17 protein-coding genes are annotated in these 18,814 nt (G+C 68.0%); 9 read left to right on the top strand and 8 right to left on the bottom strand.

The features are described from left to right. Positions 1–85 precede the first annotated feature (85 nt). Entirely contained in the window at positions 86–3,175 is a 3,090-nt protein-coding gene (locus DQ384_RS24445; protein WP_220183115.1) for a type I restriction endonuclease subunit R, read from the top strand. A gap of 50 nt (positions 3,176–3,225) precedes the next feature. After that, positions 3,226–4,896, top strand: coding sequence for a serine/threonine-protein kinase (locus tag DQ384_RS24440; RefSeq protein ID WP_114031192.1), 1,671 nt, complete (start codon positions 3,226–3,228; stop codon positions 4,894–4,896). A gap of 134 nt (positions 4,897–5,030) precedes the next feature. Here the strand turns inward: DQ384_RS24440 and DQ384_RS24435 are convergent, their stop codons facing one another. Together DQ384_RS24435 and DQ384_RS24430 are read right to left on the bottom strand one after the other, a co-directional pair. After that, positions 5,031–5,216, bottom strand: a complete 186-nt coding sequence (locus tag DQ384_RS24435; RefSeq protein WP_114031191.1) for a DUF397 domain-containing protein — start codon at positions 5,214–5,216, stop codon at positions 5,031–5,033. Next, entirely contained in the window at positions 5,204–6,016 is an 813-nt protein-coding gene (locus DQ384_RS24430; protein WP_114031190.1) for a helix-turn-helix domain-containing protein, read from the bottom strand. Before DQ384_RS24430 ends, DQ384_RS24435 begins: the two co-directional genes overlap by 13 nt. 255 nt (positions 6,017–6,271) lie before the next feature. Between DQ384_RS24430 and DQ384_RS41480 the strand changes: the two genes are divergently transcribed. Continuing rightward, a complete protein-coding gene (locus tag DQ384_RS41480) occupies positions 6,272–6,544 on the top strand; it encodes a hypothetical protein (RefSeq protein WP_181871386.1) in 273 nt (90 codons plus the stop codon). Continuing rightward, the gene (locus DQ384_RS24425) at positions 6,541–6,948 is read left to right on the top strand and encodes an ATP-binding protein (RefSeq protein WP_181871385.1); all 408 of its coding nucleotides are present in this window, start codon (positions 6,541–6,543) and stop codon (positions 6,946–6,948) included. The genes DQ384_RS41480 and DQ384_RS24425 overlap by 4 nt, the downstream gene beginning before the upstream one ends. Positions 6,949–6,994: 46 nt before the next feature. On the opposite strand, the gene trpD is transcribed toward DQ384_RS24425, so the two are convergent. Both trpD and DQ384_RS24415 read right to left on the bottom strand, forming a co-directional pair. Further along, on the bottom strand, positions 6,995–8,098 hold the full coding sequence (gene trpD / locus DQ384_RS24420) for an anthranilate phosphoribosyltransferase (RefSeq protein WP_114031188.1): 1,104 nt from the start codon (positions 8,096–8,098) through the stop codon (positions 6,995–6,997). A gap of 22 nt (positions 8,099–8,120) precedes the next feature. Beyond that, positions 8,121–8,519: a response regulator transcription factor gene (locus DQ384_RS24415; protein WP_114031187.1), complete on the bottom strand. Its 399-nt coding sequence runs from the start codon at positions 8,517–8,519 to the stop codon at positions 8,121–8,123. A 181-nt stretch (positions 8,520–8,700) separates the two neighbouring features. On the opposite strand from DQ384_RS24415, the gene ctaE reads away from it, so the two are divergent. From ctaE to qcrB, 4 genes are read left to right on the top strand one after another with little or no spacing between them, the layout of a single operon-like run. After that, the gene (ctaE, locus tag DQ384_RS24410) at positions 8,701–9,327 is read left to right on the top strand and encodes an aa3-type cytochrome oxidase subunit III (protein ID WP_114031186.1); all 627 of its coding nucleotides are present in this window, start codon (positions 8,701–8,703) and stop codon (positions 9,325–9,327) included. A gap of 17 nt (positions 9,328–9,344) precedes the next feature. Further along, positions 9,345–10,175 (top strand): cytochrome bc1 complex diheme cytochrome c subunit, encoded by an 831-nt coding sequence (gene qcrC, locus DQ384_RS24405; protein ID WP_181871384.1) that lies wholly within the window; start codon positions 9,345–9,347, stop codon positions 10,173–10,175. Beyond that, positions 10,168–11,313, top strand: coding sequence for a cytochrome bc1 complex Rieske iron-sulfur subunit (gene qcrA / locus DQ384_RS24400; RefSeq protein WP_114031184.1), 1,146 nt, complete (start codon positions 10,168–10,170; stop codon positions 11,311–11,313). The genes qcrC and qcrA overlap by 8 nt, the downstream gene beginning before the upstream one ends. Then, positions 11,310–12,962, top strand: coding sequence for a cytochrome bc1 complex cytochrome b subunit (gene qcrB, locus DQ384_RS24395; protein ID WP_114031183.1), 1,653 nt, complete (start codon positions 11,310–11,312; stop codon positions 12,960–12,962). Before qcrA ends, qcrB begins: the two co-directional genes overlap by 4 nt. A gap of 112 nt (positions 12,963–13,074) precedes the next feature. Here qcrB and DQ384_RS24390 read toward each other — a convergent pair whose 3' ends face one another. From DQ384_RS24390 to ctaC, 4 genes are all read right to left on the bottom strand, one after another. After that, a complete protein-coding gene (locus DQ384_RS24390; RefSeq protein WP_245966739.1) occupies positions 13,075–14,217 on the bottom strand; it encodes a L,D-transpeptidase in 1,143 nt (380 codons plus the stop codon). A 326-nt stretch (positions 14,218–14,543) separates the two neighbouring features. After that, complete coding sequence (locus tag DQ384_RS24385; protein WP_114031182.1) at positions 14,544–14,939, bottom strand: cytochrome c oxidase subunit 4; 396 nt, start codon at positions 14,937–14,939, stop codon at positions 14,544–14,546. Continuing rightward, positions 14,936–16,528, bottom strand: a complete 1,593-nt coding sequence (ctaD, locus tag DQ384_RS24380; protein WP_181871383.1) for an aa3-type cytochrome oxidase subunit I — start codon at positions 16,526–16,528, stop codon at positions 14,936–14,938. The genes DQ384_RS24385 and ctaD overlap by 4 nt, the downstream gene beginning before the upstream one ends. Positions 16,529–16,602: 74 nt before the next feature. Beyond that, positions 16,603–17,343: an aa3-type cytochrome oxidase subunit II gene (gene ctaC / locus DQ384_RS24375; protein ID WP_484378259.1), complete on the bottom strand. Its 741-nt coding sequence runs from the start codon at positions 17,341–17,343 to the stop codon at positions 16,603–16,605. Positions 17,344–17,648: 305 nt separating this feature from the next. On the opposite strand from ctaC, the gene DQ384_RS24370 reads away from it, so the two are divergent. Beyond that, a complete protein-coding gene (locus DQ384_RS24370) occupies positions 17,649–18,782 on the top strand; it encodes a cysteine desulfurase family protein (RefSeq protein ID WP_114031179.1) in 1,134 nt (377 codons plus the stop codon). Positions 18,783–18,814: the final 32 nt, after the last annotated feature.

Below are 18,814 nucleotides of genomic sequence, written 5' to 3'. Positions count from 1 at the left end.
GGAAGCGCGGGTGTATACGGAGCGGGCATTCGAGGACGCTGTGGTCGCCGCGCTGACGGCTCCTACGGTTGGGTGGGCCCTTGGGGTGAACGACGACTACGACCGTGAGCTCGCCATTGACACGGCCGAGCTGGCGCTGTTCCTCGGGGCGACGCAGGCGGACCAGTGGGAACGGCTGCGTGAGGCGTACGGAGACGTGGAGCAGCCGATCTGGCAGTTCGCCAGGCTCGTGGCCAGGGAGATCGACGTGCGGGGCGTGCTAGACGTGGTGCGGCACGGGGTGAAGGACAAGGGCCTCAAATTCCGCCTCGCCTACTTCAGGCCCGCGCACACGCTCGCGGCCCATGCGCTCGACGAATACCGCGCGAACCGGTTGACCTTGGTCCGACAGTTGCACTACTCGCTGAAGGAACCGGGTAACTCCGTCGACCTGGCGTTCTTCGTGAACGGTATCCCGATCGCCACCGCAGAGCTGAAGAATCCCGCGACCCGGCAGACGGTGCTTGACGCCAAGCGGCAGTACCGGCTGCGTGATCCGAAAGAGCCGCTGTTCGCCAAGCGCACGCTGGTGCATTTCGCGGTCGACCCGGACCTGGTGTTCCTCACGACACGGCTGGCCGGGGACAGGACACGTTTCCTGCCCTTCAACGAGGGTTCCAACGGTCCCGGGGAGTCCGGGGGCGCTGGCAACCGGCCCGCGGGCGCCAGGGAGTACAGAACCTCGTATCTGTGGGAGGAACTACTGCACCGTGACAACGTCCTGGAGCTGCTGCAGAGGTTCCTCCACATGGAGGACGCCGACGCGAAGGCGGGACGGGCGCCTTCCTACAAGCCGGGTGCGGCACACACCCAGCCACTGATCTTCCCGAGGTTCCATCAGTGGCATGCGGTCAAGACTCTGACCGCTCATGCTGCGCGGCACGGCGCGGGTGAGAACTACCTGGTGCAGCATTCGGCGGGGTCGGGAAAGTCCAACACGATCGCCTGGCTCGCGCACTGGCTGTCGTCCCTGCACACCCCGGAGGACGCCGGGCTGATCGACGAGGCGGCGCGCGGCAAGGGCGTCGCCCCGAATCAGCCGGTCTTCGACAAGGTGGTCGTGCTCACCGACCGCAAGGTGCTGGACAAGCAGTTGCAGGACACGATCTATCAGTTCGAGCAGGTCCAGGGCGTGGTCGAGCGGATCGACGAGGACTCCGCCCAACTCGCCGCCGCGCTGACGGGCCAGGCTGCGCGAATCGTGATCACGACCCAGCAGAAGTTCCAGTTCGTCCTCGATAAGGTCACGGGCCTGGGCACCCGCAAGTACGCGATCATCATCGACGAGGCGCACTCCTCTCAGGGCGGCGAGGACAACGCGGCGCTGAAGAAGGCCCTCGGCTCCCGCACGGTCGATGAGAACGGTGACCCGCTGACGTCGGCGGCACTGGCCCGAGGCAGGCAGCCGAACCTGTCGGTGTTCGCCTTCACGGCGACCCCCAAGCCCAAGACGCTGAACCTGTTCGGCCGGCCCCATCCGGCGACGGGCGCGATGGAGCCCTTCCACGTCTACTCGATGCGGCAGGCCATCGACGAGGGATTCATCCACGACGTGCTGCGCAACTACGTCACCTACGCCACCTACTTCAAGCTGTCCGAGGCCGCCGTGGAGGAGGCGGAGCGGCTCGTGGATCCGCGAAAGGCCAAGTCGCAGCTGGTACGGGCCGCGCTGCGATCCGACGCGTCCATGGCCTCCCGCGCGAAGATCATCGTGGACCATTTCCGCTCCCACACGGCGCGGCGGCTCGGTGGCCGCGCCAAGGCGATGGTGGTCGTCCCCTACCGCAGCGACGCCGTACGGCTCTATCAGGCCATTCGCGCCTACGTGGACGAGCGGGGGTTCCCTGACTGCGCCACGCTGGTGGCGTTCTCCGGCACGCTCAAGCTGGAGAAGGACGGCCCAGAGTACACCGAGCCGAAGCTCAACGGATTCCCCGAACGAGAGCTCCCGCGCCGGTTCGCCTACACACGGGCCGACGACAAGCACGCCGACACCGTCCGCAAGGAGGAGTACCGGATCCTGGTGGCGGCGGAGAAGTACCAGACCGGCTTCGACCAGCCGCTGCTCACCACGATGTACGTGGACAAGCCCCTTGCCGGGGTGGCGGCGGTGCAGACCCTGTCACGCCTGAACCGCACGCACCGCAGCAAGACACAGGAAGACCTGTTCGTGCTGGACTTCTCGAACAAGGCGGAGGACATCCTGGCGGCGTTCCAGCCGTTCTACGAGACCACGATCACCGAACCGACCGACCCGAACCTTCTGTACGACAAAGAGCGGGAGGTCATGGCCTTCCGGCTGCTGGTCGAGTCGGAGATGCAGGCGTTCGTCGACGCCTACTTCGCCGCGGCCGAGAGCGAGGCCGCTCTGCGGAAGGCGCATGCCAAGCTCTACCGATTCACCGAGCCGGCCATCGACCGCTTCAACGACCTAGCCGCCGAAGAGCCGGAGAAGGCCGAGCAGTTCCGCTGCGCGCTGCGCGACTACGTGCGTCTTTACGGCTTTCTGTCGCAGATCATCGGGTACAACGACGATTCGCTGGAACGGCTCTACCAGTACGCACGGTTCCTGCTGAACAGGCTGCCCCCACCCAGCCAGGAAGCGAGTGTGGACGTCGGAGGCATCGCGCCGAGCCACCTGCGCATCGAAAAGACCGGCGACCACGAGCTCACGTTGAAGGCGGAAGGGCCCAAGGTGCTGCCGGGCTTCACCGACGATGCCGGAGCCGGTGGCGCCGATCCTGAGGAGAAGTCGCTGGCCCGGGTGATCGAGGAGGTCAACGACGAGTACGGCGCGAACCTGTCCACCACCGATCAGATCCTGCTCGGCCAGCTCGTTGTGGCGGTCACCGAGAACGCCGAACTGGCCGAGATCGCCCTGAACCAGGACGAGGAGACGTTCGGTCGGGAGCTGGACAAGGATTTCGACCGGATCCTCATCGACCAGGCCGCTTCCAATGACGCCCTGCTCGTTCGCTACTTCGAAGAAGAAGAGATCGGCCGGCTCTTCAAGCAGGTCGCGAAACGCCAGGCGTACAACCTGATCCGCAGGCCCGCCCGGCGGGAGGCGGAGCGCCAGGCGACGGCTGCCCGACTTGCCGAGATTCGGGCGACCAGAGAGAGTCGCACCGATTAGTCTCGATCAGCGGGACGGGGGTCGGCGGCATCGCTGGAAGGGACATCGGCATGAGAGATGGCACCGAGCCGGAGGGCGTGAACGGCCGCCTCATCGCAGGCCGGTACCGCCTGCGCGCTCCTATCGGCGCGGGCGGCATGGGGGAGGTCTGGCAGGCCTACGACGAACAGTTCGACCGGCGGGTGGCCGTCAAGATGATGATCGCCGAACGGTCCTCCATGGTGACGGGGCATCCCGATCTGGAAGCCCTGGAGATTCGGCGGGAACGCTTTCTCCGGGAGGTCAACACGACTGCACGGCTGGAGCATCCCGGAATTCCCGCCGTCTACGACTGGGGCACCGATCCGAGCACCGGCAGGTTGTTCGTGGTGATGCAATTGCTGGTGCGCGGCCGGGAGTTGAAGACGCTCATCGACGAAAGCGACCCGGACGACCCTTTGTTAGTCTCGCGAGTGGCCGCGATCGGGGCTCAGGTCGCCTCCGTGCTCCACGAGGTGCACCTGAATGATGTCGTCCACCGCGACATCAAGCCGGAGAACCTGATGCTGACCCCTGGCGGCATCGTCAAGGTCCTGGATTTCGGTGTGGCCTCCCTCATCGGCTCGGGCACGAACACCAGGTTGACACAGGTCGGAATGACCGTGGGCACACCGCCGTACATGTCACCGGAACAGGGGATCGCGAACGCCGTGGGTCCCGCCGCGGACGCCTATGCCCTGGGGTGCGTGATGTACGAGCTGTTCACAGGCAAGCCGCCGTTCGGGCAGACCAGCGACAGGTCGTACCTCTGGCACCACCTCAACGCCGCCCCGCCGCCGCTCCGGAGACTGCGTCCCGACGCGCCCTCCGAGATCGAAGAACTTCTCCTGGCCATGCTCGCGAAGCAGGCCGAAGACCGGCCTGACGCGGCCGAGATCTATGATGCGCTCCTGCCGTGGGCCATTGCCGAGCCGGACCTGCGGGGCTTCCCGTTGGACATCCCGCATCTCGACCCCTGTCTTCCGTTCGTACGCCCGCTCGGCGGCACTGTGCGGACGAAGACCGGGCCGAGGCCGGCGACAGACCTCGAAGCCGCCGCGACCCACCTGAACGCCCCAGGCTCCGGGCCTGCGGGCGCGTCCCCGGTGGCACCTGAGGAGGTCGAGGAGGCGACGGGCCTCGCGCAGCGACTGGCGGAGGACCATCAGTTCGTGCAGGCCGCGGACGTCATCACCGACCTGCTGGCCCGGCCCGTGAACCCGACGCTGGCCAACGAGCTGATCTTCGCACTCGGTCAGGTGAAGTTCGTCGGTGGCGGACTCAGTGAGGCCACCGAGCTTTTCGAAAAAGCCATGCTCTTCTACCGCGACGCTTACGGGCCGGACGACGAGTTCACGCGGGCCGCTCGATACTCGCTCGCGAAATGCCAGGAAGAGCTGGGCACGGTGACCGGAGCCATCGCGGCCTACGAGGACTTCATCACCTACCGGCCGGACCCCGATGACACCGAGGACGTCGAACGTCACCTCGACGCGCTGGCGTCCCTCATGCGGCTGCACGCGGCGGCGAACCGGCCGACCCGTGCCGTGGCGATCGCCGTACGACTGCGGGAGGCGATTATCGGCTATCAGGGGCCCGACGCGTCCGGCGTCGCCGAACTGGACGCCTATTTGGCGAGACTAAATCGCCTGCTGGCTGAGGATGCCGGACCCGATGACCCAGAAAGCGATCCGGACGCCTGAGAACGGGCCTTGATCTCAAGGACGCAGCCAAGCATCGACGATCACTCGGACAGGGCGGCCAACACGGATCGGAGGGCGCCCGCCAGGCGCTTTCCGTCCATGACGGGGCGCTCTTCCGATCACGTCAGGACTGGTCAGACGACGTCTTCCTTGAGACCAACCAGAAACGCACGAAACGCTTCCACAGGTACTTCCAAGTGACCACCATTGGGTCGCTTGCTATCTCGCACCGCGATACCACCGGCGGCTTTCGCCACCTCAATGCAGGTGCCTCCATTGGAGCCGCTGTACGAGGACTTGCGCCAATTCAGATTCTCCATCTTTCCACCTCTTCCATAATCAATGATATTGATTCCTGCTTGGGCAGGGCTTCCGCCCTGAAAGCATCGAACATACGCTTCAACCGCACCAGATCCTCGGCATGCTCTACGACTTCGCCGCTCAACTGGTTATCGACGTACGCGACATCCGTGCCGTCATCGAAACCGGCGATGACAAAGTGCGCGATGAACCCCGCGCATGCGAACGCGCGGTTGGGAATGATCTGCACTATGACACTGTTGTCCCGCTCAGCCATGTCAGCGAGACTCGTCAACTGATCCACCATGGTCTTGGCGCCGCCCGCGTTGTGCCGTAGCACGCTCTCCGAGATGAGAGCGACAAGCATGGGCGGGTCGTCTTCTTTTTCGAGGACCTTCTGCCGCTCCAGGCGTGCGCTCACCATCTCCTCAACGTCCGCCTGGTGGTTTCCGGCGTGGAGGACGGCGCGCATATAGTCCTCTGTCTGCAGTAGACCGGGTATTACGGTCGGCTCGAACCACCACAAAGACGCAGCCCGATTCTCGACCTCCGGCCACCGGCCGAACCATTCAAGGGGCACCGCGGTTTTCACCAGCTCCTCGCGGAGCCGGACCAGTATGCCGTTCATCTCGAAGAGTTGATCCATCTGGGCGAGGTGGTCCGGCACAGGAACACGGCGCCCCGTCTCCCACAGTTTCACCAGTGATTCACTAACGTAGCATACTTTAGCAAGCGATGCACGAGTTATCCCTTTTGCCTCACGTGCCCGTCGCAATTCTCGCCCCAAGAAGGCGCGTGAGGTGCCAGCGTTCCCGGCCATTCGGGTTACCTCGCGTTACATACGGGTGGACACGGATTGCAAAAGCTGGGTAGCCGTGATTCCGCTACTTCCCATCATGCTGCCATGTGAAGGTCGGCGGTAGTCCCAATTCGCCGAATTTACAGGTGGCAAGATGAACGAACCGCTCCAAACGCCCAAAATCCTGAGCGTGTACGGCGTAGCGGGCGAGGCCGGCACATCGGGTGCCCTCGCTCCCGACGCCCTCGCGGCCACGCACACGACGCGGCGGCGTGGATGAGCGCCAAGACGCTACCGGACTCGCGGCAGCAGCTCATTCACCTGGTGCGGTTGGGATGGGAGCTGCGCAAACGAGGACTGAGCTCCGCGATCGACCTGCGCACAGGCCGGCAACCCACCCTGCTGATCCCCCGCACCCCCGCTCCCCTGAAGGTCATGGCGCTGCTGCGCGACGGCAGGTGGTTCTTCACCTGGGGCCGGGGCCGCGCCCAGATGGTGCGGGCGCTGGCGGACGACGCGTCCGAACGGGTCTGGGAGGCGGCGCAGTGAGAACGGCCGGCCTGCTGGGCTCCATCGAGCTCCCAGCCACGGAGATCTCCGTCTCGGCGGCGCGTGCCTACGTGCGGGATCTTCTGATTCCATGCGGCTGCCCGCGCGTGGACGAAGTGGAACTCCTGGTGACCGAACTGGTGGCCAATTCCGTCAGCCACTCCGCTTCCGGACGGCGGGAGGGCGGGCGGATCAGGGTGGAGGTCACGGCAACGGGCGACCTGACCTACGTGAGCGTGGCGGACGAGGGGTCGGCCACCCCCCTGCCCGTCGTCCCCTCACAGGTGGACCCGCTCGCCGAGAGGGGCCGTGGGCTGTGGCTCGTGCGCGAGCTGTCCTCGGCCTGGGGCTGGAAGGACGATGCGGCGGGCCGGACGGTGTGGTTCGCGGTGACGGACGGATGAGGGCCGGGGACGACGTGGCATCCGAAGAGCGGCCACGCTGCTCGCTTCAGGTGCCCGAGGTTTGGTGGGAGCGGCTGGTGTCGACCCAGCGGGTGAGGGTCGTCGCGGCGCGGCCGGAGTCGACCGCCTCGGCGGCGCGCTCGTAGGCCCCGGCCATGGCGGCGACCAGCGCCTCGCCGACCGCCCTGCCGTCGGGTTCGGCGACCGCCGTGTCCAGCGCTCCGGCCGACCCGGCGTCCAGGCTGACCAGGGCGGCGGCCGCGTTGAGCAGCACGGCGTCGCGCACCGGCCCGGTCTTGCCGGCGACCAGGTCGCGCACGGCCTGGGCGTTGAACTCACGGTCGCCGCCGCGCAGCGCGTCCGGCTCCGAGCGCGGGACGCCGAGGTCCAGCGGGTCGAAGCCCGTCCGCACGGCCGCGCCGTCCCGGACGACGAAGACCGTGGAGGTGGTGGCCGTGGACAGCTCGTCCAGGCCGTCGTCGCCCCGGAAGACCAGCGCGGACACGCCCCGCTCGGCGAAGACCCCGGCGACGACCTGGAGCATGCGCGCGTCGAACACGCCGATCGCCTGGGCCGTGGGACGCGCGGGGTTGGTGAGCGGGCCGAGGAAGTTGAAGACGGTGGGCACGCCGAGTTCCCTGCGGGTGGGCCCGGCGTGGCGGAACGCGGGGTGGTAGACGGGCGCGAAGCAGAACGTGATGCCGGCGTCGGCGGCGGTGCGCGCGGTCGCCTCCGGCGACAGCTCCAGGGCGACGCCGAGGTGTTCGAGCACGTCGGCGGCCCCGCAGGACGAGGAGGCCGCGCGGTTGCCGTGCTTGACCACGCGCGCCCCGGCCGCCGCCGCCACGATCGCCGCCATCGTCGAGACGTTGACGGTGTGGGCGCGGTCGCCGCCGGTGCCGACGATGTCGACCGTCGGGCCGTCGATCTTCAGGGGGGTGGAGTAGTCGAGCATGGCGCGCGCGATGCCGGCCACCTCCGCGACCGTCTCCCCCTTGGCGCGCAGGGCCGTGACGAAGCCCGCGATCTGGGCGGACGTCGCGGCCCCGGACATGATCTCGCTCATGGCCCAGGCGGTCTCGTCCGCGCTGAGGTGCTCGCGGGACAGCAGGGCGGTGAGCAGCGCGGGCCAGGTGGTGCGCGCGTCCATGGGGGTCTCCGTCAGTGAGAGGTCAGTGAGAGGAGATGCGGGTTTCCGAACGGCGCCGCATGAGGCCCGCGACGGCCTCGGCGAGCGCGATGGGGTCGATCGGCTGGGACACGACGGCGTCGGCGCGCGACCAGTCGGCGAGCCAGCGGTCGTCGCGGCGCTCGACGATCACGCAGATCGGCGGGCAGTCGTACACCTCGTCCTTGGCCTGGCGGCACACGCCCATGCCACCGGCGGGGACGGCCGCGCCGTCCAGCACGGCGACGTCGATGTCGCCGGAGTCGAGCCGCTTGAGGACGGCGGGCTGGGTGGCGCACTCGACGATCTCGACGAGGGGCACGTCGGCGGCCGGACGCCGCCCGATCGCCAGCCGCACCTTCTCGCGGGTGCCCGCGTCGTCGCTGTAGACGAGAACCCTCATGCTCACGGTCGCGCTCACTATCGATTGACGAGGTATGGTCACCACGGATGCTACCGGTCCCCGCCGACGGAAGCCCAGACGAGTCATACTTGGCGTGGAACCGGGCGTATGTCCGGTTTATTCGCGTGAAGTGCCCCTTAGCGGGGGGTCGTGCGGCGACCCGGCCCTCACAGCCGCAATAATGCTGCGCGTGGCGACAGCATCCGCAATCACGACGACGACAGCCCCATCGTCCCGCCGGCCGAACCTGGTCAGCGTCGGCACGATCGTCTGGCTGTCCTCTGAGCTCATGTTCTTCGCGGCGCTGTTCGCGATGTACTTCACGATCCGGTCGGTCAGCCTCGGCCTGGAAAGGCCATGGCCCACTCTTCCCGAGGGCGTCCACCTGGACGTCCCGTACGCGCTTGTCAACACGATCGTTCTGGTCCTGTCGAGTGTGACGTGCCAGCTGGGCGTGTGGGCCGCCGAGAAGGGGCAGGTCAAGAAGCTCCGGTTCTGGTACGTCGTCAGCTTCCTCATGGGCGCGTGGTTCGTCGGGGGTCAGCTGTACGAGTACCACAACCTCGTGGAAGAGGGCCTGACCCTGTCGTCCAACGCCTATGGCTCGGTCTTCTACCTGACCACGGGCTTCCACGGCCTGCACGTGACCGGTGGCCTGATCGCGTTCCTGTTCATGCTGGGACGCACGTACGCCGCGAAGCGCTTCACCCATGAGCAGGCCACCAGCGCGATCGTCGTGTCCTACTACTGGCACTTCGTCGACGTCGTCTGGATCGGCCTCTTCGCGACCATCTACATCATCAAATGATCGGAACGAGGATATCGGTGAACTCGATCACCGCACGGAGGCGGCATCCACTCGCGCGATACGCCGTCCTCCTTCTGGCCCTGAGCCTCCTCGGAGGGGTGTACGCCCTGCTCATGCCCGGAGGCGACCGGGCTGACGCGGCGATCGCCTCCGGCAAGGCGGACGACGTGGCCGCGGGCAAGGAGCTGTTCGCGGCGCACTGCGCGAGCTGCCACGGCCTCAACGCCGAGGGCTCCTACGCGCCCGGCGGTGCCTCGGGCCCGAGCCTCATCGGCGTCGGCGCCGCCGCGGTGGACTTCCAGGTCTCCAGCGGCCGCATGCCGTTCGCGAACCCCGGCCCCCAGGCCCCGCGCAAGCGTCCCCCGGAGTGGGTGAACCCCGAGACCGTCAAGCAGCTCGCGGCGTACGTGCAGTCGCTCGGCGGCGGTCCCACCAAGCCCTCCCTGGAGGCCGTCGACCCCGCCAAGGGCGACCCGGCCAAGGGCGGTGAGCTGTTCCGGGCCAACTGCATCCAGTGCCACAACTTCGTGGGCGCCGGCGGAGCGCTGACCTACGGCAAGTACGCGCCGTCCCTGGAGCCCGCCACGCCGACGCAGATCTACGAGGCGATGGCCACGGGCCCGCAGGCGATGCCGGTGTTCAACGACAGCACGATCACCCCCGAGCAGAAGCGCGACATGATCGCCTACATCGTGGGCGTCCGTCACGAGCCGAACCCGGGCGGCAACGGCCTCGGCCGCATCGGCCCGGTCACCGAGGGCCTCGTGGCGTGGGTCGGCGGCCTGAGCCTGCTGATCATCGCCGCCATCTGGATCACCGCGAAGAAGCGGCAGGTCAACCATGACTGACAATCCGAACGAGATCAACCCGGGCGAGATCGAGCCGGGCGAAAGCCCCCGGGTTCCGCGGCGCGTCATCGGCACGCCCCCGCCGCGTGGCGGCGACTCCCTGCTCGGCCCGGACGCCGGCGCGCGTCCCCGGGGCGACGGCAACGGCGCGGCCGCCGCGCACGACGCGCACCCGGCCGACGAGCCGGTCGCGGTGGGCGAGATCAAGTACCCCGACCCGCAGAGCGCCCGCAAGGGCGAGCGGCGCGCCTCGCTGCTGTTCCTGGTGACGTTCCTGGCCGGGATCGGCTTCGTGGCGTCCTACGTCATCTTCCAGGTCGGCTCGGTCGAGAGGACGGCCACCTCCAACCTGGCGCTAGGCGGCTCGCTGGCCGTCGCGCTGCTGTCCATGGCGGCGGGCATGGTGGTCTGGGCCCGTCAGATCATGCCGAAGTACACGCTGGTCCAGCAGCGCCACCCGATGGCCTCCAGCCCCGAGGTCCGCGAGGACGTCGCCAAGACGTTCATCGAGGGCGCGAACGAGAGCGGGTTCCTCCGGCACAAGATGCTGCGCCGCACGCTCCTGCTGGCGTCCGCGCCGCTCGGCCTGCTGCCGCTGGTGCTGCTCAAGGACCTCGGCCCGCTGCCCGGCACCTCCCTGCGGCACACGGTGTGGAAGAAGGGCCTTCGCCTGATGGTCGAGGGCACCCGCCAGCCGATCCGCGCGGCGGACTTCAACTCCCCCGGCGGCATCCTGTCGGTGGTGCCGGAAGGGCACGAGGACGACCTCAACGCCCTGGCCAAGGCCACGCTGATCCTCATCAAGTTCAGGCCCGAGGACCTCAAGCCCGGGGTCAACCTGAACTGGACGCACGACAGCATCGTCGCCTACTCCAAGATCTGCACCCACGTGGGCTGTCCGGCGGCGTTGTACGAGCAGACGACCCACCACATCCTCTGCCCGTGCCACCAGTCCACCTTCGACGCGGCCGACGGAGCCAAGGTCATCTTCGGCCCCGCGGCCCGTCCTCTCCCCCAGTTGCCGATCGGTGTCGACAACGAGGGGTACCTGATCGCACAGAGCGACTTCAACGTCCCGGTGGGCCCGAGCTTCTGGGAGCGCGGGGACGCGGAGGCGGAAGCTAGGGGGCAGGCATGAGCCTGGACACCGTTCCGAAGCCCATCGCCGGCACGTCGACCTTCCTGGACGACCGCATCGGCGCCGGGAACTTCCTCAAGCGCAACCTGCGCAAGGTCTTCCCCGACCACTGGTCGTTCCTGCTCGGTGAGATCGCGCTCTACTCGTTCGTCATCCTGCTCCTGACTGGTACGTTCCTGACGTTCTGGTTCAAGCCGAGCATGGGCGAGGTCGTCTACAAGGGCGCGTACGAGCCGCTGGTGGGCGTGCACATGTCCGAGGCCTACGCCTCGGCGCTGCACATCAGCTTCGACGTCCGCGGCGGCCTGCTGATCCGGCAGATCCACCACTGGGCGGCGCTGCTGTTCGTGGCGGGCATGATGGTGCACATGCTCCGGGTGTTCTTCACCGGGGCGTACCGCAAGCCGCGCGAGCTCAACTGGATCATCGGCGTGCTGCTGCTCACGCTGGCGCTCCTGGAGGGCCTCACCGGCTACTCCCTCCCGGACGACCTGCTGTCCGGCGCGGGCCTGCGGATCACCGAGGGCGTCGCGATCTCGCTCCCGCTGGTGGGCACCTACATCACGTTCTTCCTGTTCGGCGGGGAGTACCCCGGCGAGGACGTGATCTCCCGGTTCTACAGCCTGCACATCCTGCTGATCCCGGGCATCCTGCTGGCGCTGATCTCCGCGCACATGATCCTCATGTGGGTGCAGAAGCACACCCAGATGCCGGGCAAGGGCCGCACCGAGACCAACGTGGTCGGCGCGCCGTTCTACCCGACCTTCATGGTCAAGTCGGGCGCGTACTTCCTGTTCACGTTCGGCGTCCTGGCGCTGCTCGGAACGTTCGCCCAGATCAACCCCATCTGGCTGTTCGGCCCCTACACCCCGGCGGACATCTCGGCGGGCTCGCAGCCGGACTTCTACATGGGCTTCCTGGAGGGCGCGCTGCGGTTGATGCCCGCCTGGGAGATCAACTTCCTGGGGTACACGCTGCCGCTGAGCGTGCTCATCCCGGCCCTGGTGCCCATGGGCATCATCATGACCGGCCTGGCGCTCTATCCGTTCGCCGAACGGTGGATCACCGGGGACAACCGTGAGCACCACCTCACCGACCGGCCGCGCAACAACCCGCACCGCACGTCGATCGGCATCTCGGGGATCACGTTCTACGGCATCCTGTGGCTGCTGGGCGCCAACGACGAGATCTCCTCGACGTTCCACATCCCGCTGTACACCACGACCGAGGTCGGCCGCGTCGCCATCTTCGTCGGGCCGGCCATCGCCTACTTCGTCGCGTACCGCATGTGCATCGGCCTCCAGCGCAGGGACCAGGAGACGCTGCTGCACGGCGTGGAGTCGGGCGTCATCAAGCGCCTGCCCCACGGCGAGTACATCGAGGTGCACGTCCCCCCGGCCGAGGACCTCGCGGCCCTCGTCCAGGGCAAGAAGCGCATCCCGGCCATCGAGGCGGCCCCGGACGGCGAGGGCGTGCCCCCGAAGGGCATGCGCAACCCGCTCGGGCGGCTCAGGGCCAAGCTCAGCGAGACCTACTCGGCCGACTCCGAGGCCATCTCGCTCGACGGCCACCACGGCGACGGGCACGGTGAGGGGCACGGCCACGCCGGCGTCGGCGCCGGGGACGAGACAAAGGCCATCGGGCACTGAGAAGTCAGACCCCGCGGACGTGAAGGGGCCCGGGCGCGCGATGCGCGCCCGGGCCCCTTCGTTCTCGTTCCGGGACTTGACCCGCCGAGCCGGAGGCCCGGCCGTCAGGACATCAAGACGTCACCTTCTTCTTGGACTCGCTCGCCGGGACGCCCGTGGTGCGGTCGTGGCCGGTCAGCGCCTCGGTGGTGAAGCCGGAGCGCAGGCCGCTCCAGCGCAGCCACTGCTGCCAGGGCTCCTGCCAGTGCCCCCACCCGTTGCCCGGGTCGAGCTGGCGCGGGGAGCCGCTCACGATGATCGGGTCGCCGATGAGCGTCGTCTCCTTGAACCACTTGGCGTTGGACGGGCTGATGTTGATGCAGCCGTGGCTCACGTTGGAGTTGCCCTGGGAGCCCACCGACCAGGGCGCGCCGTGGACGTACTCGCCGGTGTCGGAGATCCGCACGGTGTCGTACACGGTCTGGCTGTAGTACCCCGGGCTGCCGGGACCGGCGTCGGGAGAGGTCATAACGGTGACGTCCTCCCGCGACATGGCCAGGTGGATGCCGTTGGTCGTGAAGTACCTCCAGGCGCCGCCCTGACCGGCGCTGAGCGGCACCGTCCTGATGACGTCGCCGTCGCGCCTGACCGTCATCTGGTGGCTCGTGGTGTCGGCGTGGCTGATCTGCGCGCGCCCGATCTCGAACTCGCGGACGTAGTCCTGCCCGCCGTACATGCCGGGGCCGCCGCGGACGCCGGCGAGGTGGGCGATCAGCTTCACCTTGGTGTGCGCCGGCCACCACTGCTTGGGGCGGAAGGAAATCGACTTGTCGTCGAACCAGTGCCACGCGCCCTCGACCGGCTTGGACGCCTGCACCATGAGGTTGCGCTCGACGGACACGCGGTCGGTGATGGGCTGGTCGAAGGTCAGCATGATGGGCATGCCGATGCCGACGGTGAGGCCGGTGATGTCCTTGTTGGGAAGGATCTTGTCCACGGCGAACAGCTTGGTGGCCTTGAGGGTGGAGAACTCGCTGGTCACCTGCTTGGTGCCGCCGGGTCCCACGGCCACCGCCGTGATCTTGTAGGTCTCGCCCGGGGCCATGGCGCGCTTGCTGCGCCACTGGGTGCGGTCCGCGCTCAGCACGCCCTCGACCGGCGCGTTCCCCGACGTCGTGCGCACGCTGACGCTCCTGAGAGAGCCGTTGACGGCTCCTACCGTGACGGGCAGCTCAGGGGCCACCTGGGCGGCCCCGTTGCCCGGAGAGACGTTCACAGCCACGTCCTGACGTGAACCTTGGGCACCCTTCTCGGTGCCGGAACTCGCACATGCACTTGCCAGTAGCAGGGCCAGCGCCCCCGTGCCAAGGGCGACCACCCGGATCTCGACGTGTCCCACGTGACGTCTCCCCCGTCTCCGATGGATCACTCCTTGTGAGTTATTACCCGGTTACCCCGAGTCGCGTACCTCGCCTGACGGGAGAAAGGGTGACACGACACACCAAAAAAGAATCGCGGGCGGCGGGCGGTCCCTTGGGGGAACCGCCCGCCGCCCGCGACATGTGGGCCTGCGCCGGGGCGGGCGCGTAGATCAGAGGGTGATCAGTGCGTGAAGTGGCCCCGGTAGTACTGGAAGACGAAGCCGATGCTGGCCATGATCACCGCGAAGGCGCCGATGATGAACATCCACCAGCCGATGATGAACCCGACGGTCATCAGGGCGGCGGCGAGGCAGACGAACAGCGGCCACCAGCTCGACGGGCTGAAGAACCCGAGCTCGCCGGCGCCGTCGCTGATCTCGGCGTCCTTCCTGTCCTCCGGCTGGTCGCCGATGCGGCGGGCCGTGTAGAGCAGGTAGTAGCCGATCATGAGCGCGAGGCCCACGGAGATGGCCAGCGCGGTCGTGCCCGTCGGCTCCTTGGACCAGAACCAGTACACGAGGTCCACGGCGGCGAAGAAGACGCCGCACAGGACGAACATCCACCCCTGGACCTTCATCGGGCCTCCTCCAGTTCCTTGTCGGGGACGGCCGCCGGCGGGTTGTGCAGGTCGAAGGCGGGACGCTCCGACCGGATGCGCGGCAGGGACGTGAAGTTGTGCCGGGGCGGCGGGCAGGACGTCGCCCACTCGAGAGAGTTGCCGAAGCCCCACGGGTCGTCCACGAGCACCTTGGGCGCCGTGCGGGCGGTGCGCCACACGTTGTACAGGAACGGCAGCGTCGAGGCGCCCAGGATGAACGCGCCGACCGAGGACACGACGTTCAGGTCGGTGAAGCCGTCCGCCGCCGAGTAGTCGGCGTAGCGGCGCGGGAAGCCCTCGGCGCCGAGCCAGTGCTGCACCAGGAACGTCGTGTGGAAGCCGATGAACAACGTCCAGAAGTGGAACTTGCCGAGCGTGTCGTTGAGCATCTTGCCGGTGAACTTCGGCCACCAGAAGTAGAACCCGGCGAACATCGCGAACACCACGGTGCCGAAGACCACGTAGTGGAAGTGCGCGACGACGAAGTAGGAGTCGCTGACCTGGAAGTCCAGCGGAGGCGAGGCCAGGATGATGCCGGTCAGGCCGCCGAACAGGAACGTCACCAGGAAGCCGACCGCGAACAGCATCGGCGACTCGAACGAGATGTGGCCCCGCCACATCGTGCCGATCCAGTTGAAGAACTTCACGCCGGTCGGGACCGCGATGAGGAACGTCATGAACGAGAAGAACGGCAGCAGGACCTGGCCGGTCACGAACATGTGGTGCGCCCACACCGCCGCGGACAGGCCCGCGATGGCGATGGTGGCGCCGATGAGGCTGATGTAGCCGAAGACCGGCTTACGGCTGAAGACCGGGAGGACCTCGGTGATGATGCCGAAGAACGGCAGCGCGATGATGTACACCTCGGGGTGCCCGAAGAACCAGAACAGGTGCTGCCAGAGCATCGCACCGCCGGTCGTCGAGTCGAAGATGTGCGCCCCGAGATGCCGGTCGGCCTCCAGCGCGAGCAGGGCGGCGGCCAGCACCGGGAAGGCCAGCAGCACCAGGATGCTGGTGAGCAGGATGTTCCAGGTGAAGATCGGCATGCGGAACATCGTCATGCCGGGCGCGCGCATCGTGATGATCGTGGTGATGAAGTTCACCGCGCCGAGGATGGTGCCGATGCCGGACATCGACAGGCCCATGATCCACAGGTCGCCGCCGAGGCCCGGCGAGGACACGGCGTCCGACAGCGGCGTATAGGCCGTCCAGCCGAAGGCGGCGGCGCCGTCGGGGGTGAAGAAGCCCGAGACGGCGATCGTGCTGCCGAACAGGTAGAGCCAGTAGCTCACCATGTTGAGGCGCGGGAACGCCACGTCGGGGGCGCCGATCTGCAGCGGCATGAGCTCGTTGGCGAAGCCCGCGAACAGCGGGGTCGCGAACATCAGCAGCATGATCGTGCCGTGCATCGTGAACAACTGGTTGAACTGCTCGTTGCTCACGAACTCGAGGCCCGGCTGGGCGAGCTCGGCCCGCATGATCAGCGCCATGACGCCGCCGATCAGGAAGAACACGAAAGACGTGATCAGGTACAGGTGCCCGATCACCTTGTGGTCGGTGGAGGACATCCACCGGACGATGACGTTTCCCTTGCGAGCGCGCCTCGCGGGGACGCCTCCGTAGATCGGTTCGCTTGCGGAGGTCACTGGGCACTCCCAGCCTGGTTGACGTACGTGTCGTATTGGTCCTGGGGCACCAGCTTGACCGTGAACAGCATGCGGCTGTGGTCGACGCCGCAGAGCTCGGCGCAGCGCCCGGCGAAGGTGCCGGGCTTGTTGAGCGTCTGGACGTCGAAAACGTTCTTGACCCCAGGGATGACGTCACGCTTGAACAGGAACGCGGGAACCCAGAACGAGTGGTTCACGTCCGGCGAGACGAGGTCGAACTGCACCTTCTTGTCCACCGGGAGCACCAGCTCGGGCCTCTTGGCGGGCGTGCCGACGACGCTGACGGTCTTGCCGTTGTACTCGCTGGTGAAGCGCCAGCTCCACTGGAAGCCCTCGACCTTGACCTTGACGTCGGGGTTCTTCGACACCGCGACGATCGCGTTCTCGTCACGCGCGGTGAAGTAGAAGAACACCGCCACCATGATGATCGGGACCGTCGTGTAGAGGATCTCGATCGGCAGGTTGTAGCGCACCTGGGGCGGCAGCGCGTCGGGCGAGTTCTTCCGCTTGCGGTGGAACGCGCAGGCCCAGAGGATCAGGCCCCAAACGACGACACCTACAGCGAGGGAGGCGATCCAGGCACCGTTCCAGAGATTCTGGATGATGCCGGCCTCCTTGGTGGCACCCTCGGGCATGCCGGCACGGGACCACGTGCCAGGCCCTCCACACGCCGTCAGGGACACCAGCAGCACCGCCAGAGCGGCGGCGCGCGGCACCCTGCGGGCCAACGGGCGCCGTGTAGAACGGCGGGTCGGACTCACGGATCGCCTACTCCACAGATAAAGCCCAAGAGTCCCCCTCCTGGGCGGTCGTTTCCAGATTCACGATCTCAAACGGGATTCGCGTTCTAAGTTGTCTCACGTCACGCTGGGGGACACATTAGCGCGCACTGGGCCCGCCCTCCCTCTCAGCCCCCGTCAACGTGCCGGGCACGTCGCCGCCGGCCGCCCGCGTGTCCCTCGCTCCCCCCGCGCCCAGGCCCACCGATGCCCGTTTCGCGGGCTGGTGCGACCATGAACGCGTGGCGTACTTCGACGCGGCCTCCACCGAACCCCTGCACCCCGCCGCGCGTGAGGCGCTGATCGGCGCCCTCGACGCGGCCGACCCCGCCCGGCTGTACGGCGCGGCGCGGCGCTCGCGCATGCTGCTGGAGCGGGCGCGTGAGGAGGCCGCCGAGGTGATCGGCGCGCGGCCGGACGAGGTGTCCTTCACCTCCTCCGGCACCCAGGCGATCCACCTCGGGGTGCTCGGGACGCTTCTGGGCCGCCGCCGCGCGGGACGCCGCATGGTCGCCGGCGCCGTGGAGCATTCCAGCGTGCTGCAGGCGGGGGCCGTCCATGAGCGCGAGGGCGGCGAGATGGACGTCGTCGGGGTCGGGATGACCGGGCGGGTCGACCCGGAGGAGTTCGCGGCGGCCGTGGCGCGCGAGGGCACGGCGCTGGCCTGCCTGCAGACGGCCAACCACGAGGTCGGCACGCTCCAGCCTGTGGCGCGGGCGGCCGAGGCGTGCCGGGCGGCCGGGGTGCCACTGCTCGTGGACGCGGCGCAGACGCTCGGGCGGCTGCCCGTCCCGCCCGGGTGGTCGGTGCTGGCGGGCAGCGCCCACAAGTGGGGCGGTCCGGCCGGTGTGGGGGTGCTGGCGGTGCGCAAGGGCACGCGATGGCGCTCGCCGCTGCCGGAGGACGAGCGGGAGCGGCGCCGGGTGCCGGGCTTCGAGAACGTCCCGGCCATCGTGGCGGCGGTGGCGGCGCTGAGGGCGCGCGTGGCCGACGCCGAGCGGGACAACGCGCGGCTGTCGGCGCTGGTCGACCGCGTACGCGAGGCCGTGCCCCGGCTGGTGCCCGACGTCGAGGTGGTCGGCGACCCGGTCGAGCGGGTGCCGCACATCGTCACGTTTTCATGCCTTTACGTGGCGGGTGAGGCGATACTTACTGAGTTGGATAGGTCCGGGTTCGCCGTATCATCCGGCAGTTCGTGCACGGCGAGTACGCTACGACCATCACACGTATTGGAGGCCATGGGAGTGCTCACGCACGGGAACGTGAGGGTGTCCCTGCCCTGGAACGCGTCCGAGGCGGACGTCGACCGGTTCCTTGCCGTCCTCCCGGACATCGTCCGGCGCGTCCGCGCCGCCGTCGGGGTCGAGTCCCCGTGAGCGGCCACGGGTCGCCCGCCCGGGGAAGGTCG

Origin of the sequence: Sphaerisporangium album, from assembly GCF_003323745.1 — a bacterium.
Lineage (GTDB): Bacteria > Actinomycetota > Actinomycetes > Streptosporangiales > Streptosporangiaceae > Sphaerisporangium > Sphaerisporangium album.
This window is presented reverse-complemented; position numbering and strand designations above follow the sequence as displayed.

Coding starts and splice junctions, on each gene's coding strand:
- DQ384_RS24440 (WP_114031192.1), top strand. CDS start 3,226: ATGAGAGATGGCACCGAGCCGGAGGGCGTGAACGGCCGCCTCATCGCA.
- DQ384_RS24435 (WP_114031191.1), bottom strand. CDS start 5,216: ATGGAGAATCTGAATTGGCGCAAGTCCTCGTACAGCGGCTCCAATGGA.
- DQ384_RS24430 (WP_114031190.1), bottom strand. CDS start 6,016: ATGGCCGGGAACGCTGGCACCTCACGCGCCTTCTTGGGGCGAGAATTG.
- DQ384_RS41480 (WP_181871386.1), top strand. CDS start 6,272: ATGAGCGCCAAGACGCTACCGGACTCGCGGCAGCAGCTCATTCACCTG.
- trpD (WP_114031188.1), bottom strand. CDS start 8,098: ATGGACGCGCGCACCACCTGGCCCGCGCTGCTCACCGCCCTGCTGTCC.
- DQ384_RS24415 (WP_114031187.1), bottom strand. CDS start 8,519: ATGAGGGTTCTCGTCTACAGCGACGACGCGGGCACCCGCGAGAAGGTG.
- ctaE (WP_114031186.1), top strand. CDS start 8,701: ATGCTGCGCGTGGCGACAGCATCCGCAATCACGACGACGACAGCCCCA.
- qcrA (WP_114031184.1), top strand. CDS start 10,168: ATGACTGACAATCCGAACGAGATCAACCCGGGCGAGATCGAGCCGGGC.
- qcrB (WP_114031183.1), top strand. CDS start 11,310: ATGAGCCTGGACACCGTTCCGAAGCCCATCGCCGGCACGTCGACCTTC.
- DQ384_RS24385 (WP_114031182.1), bottom strand. CDS start 14,939: ATGAAGGTCCAGGGGTGGATGTTCGTCCTGTGCGGCGTCTTCTTCGCC.
- ctaD (WP_181871383.1), bottom strand. CDS start 16,528: ATGTCCTCCACCGACCACAAGGTGATCGGGCACCTGTACCTGATCACG.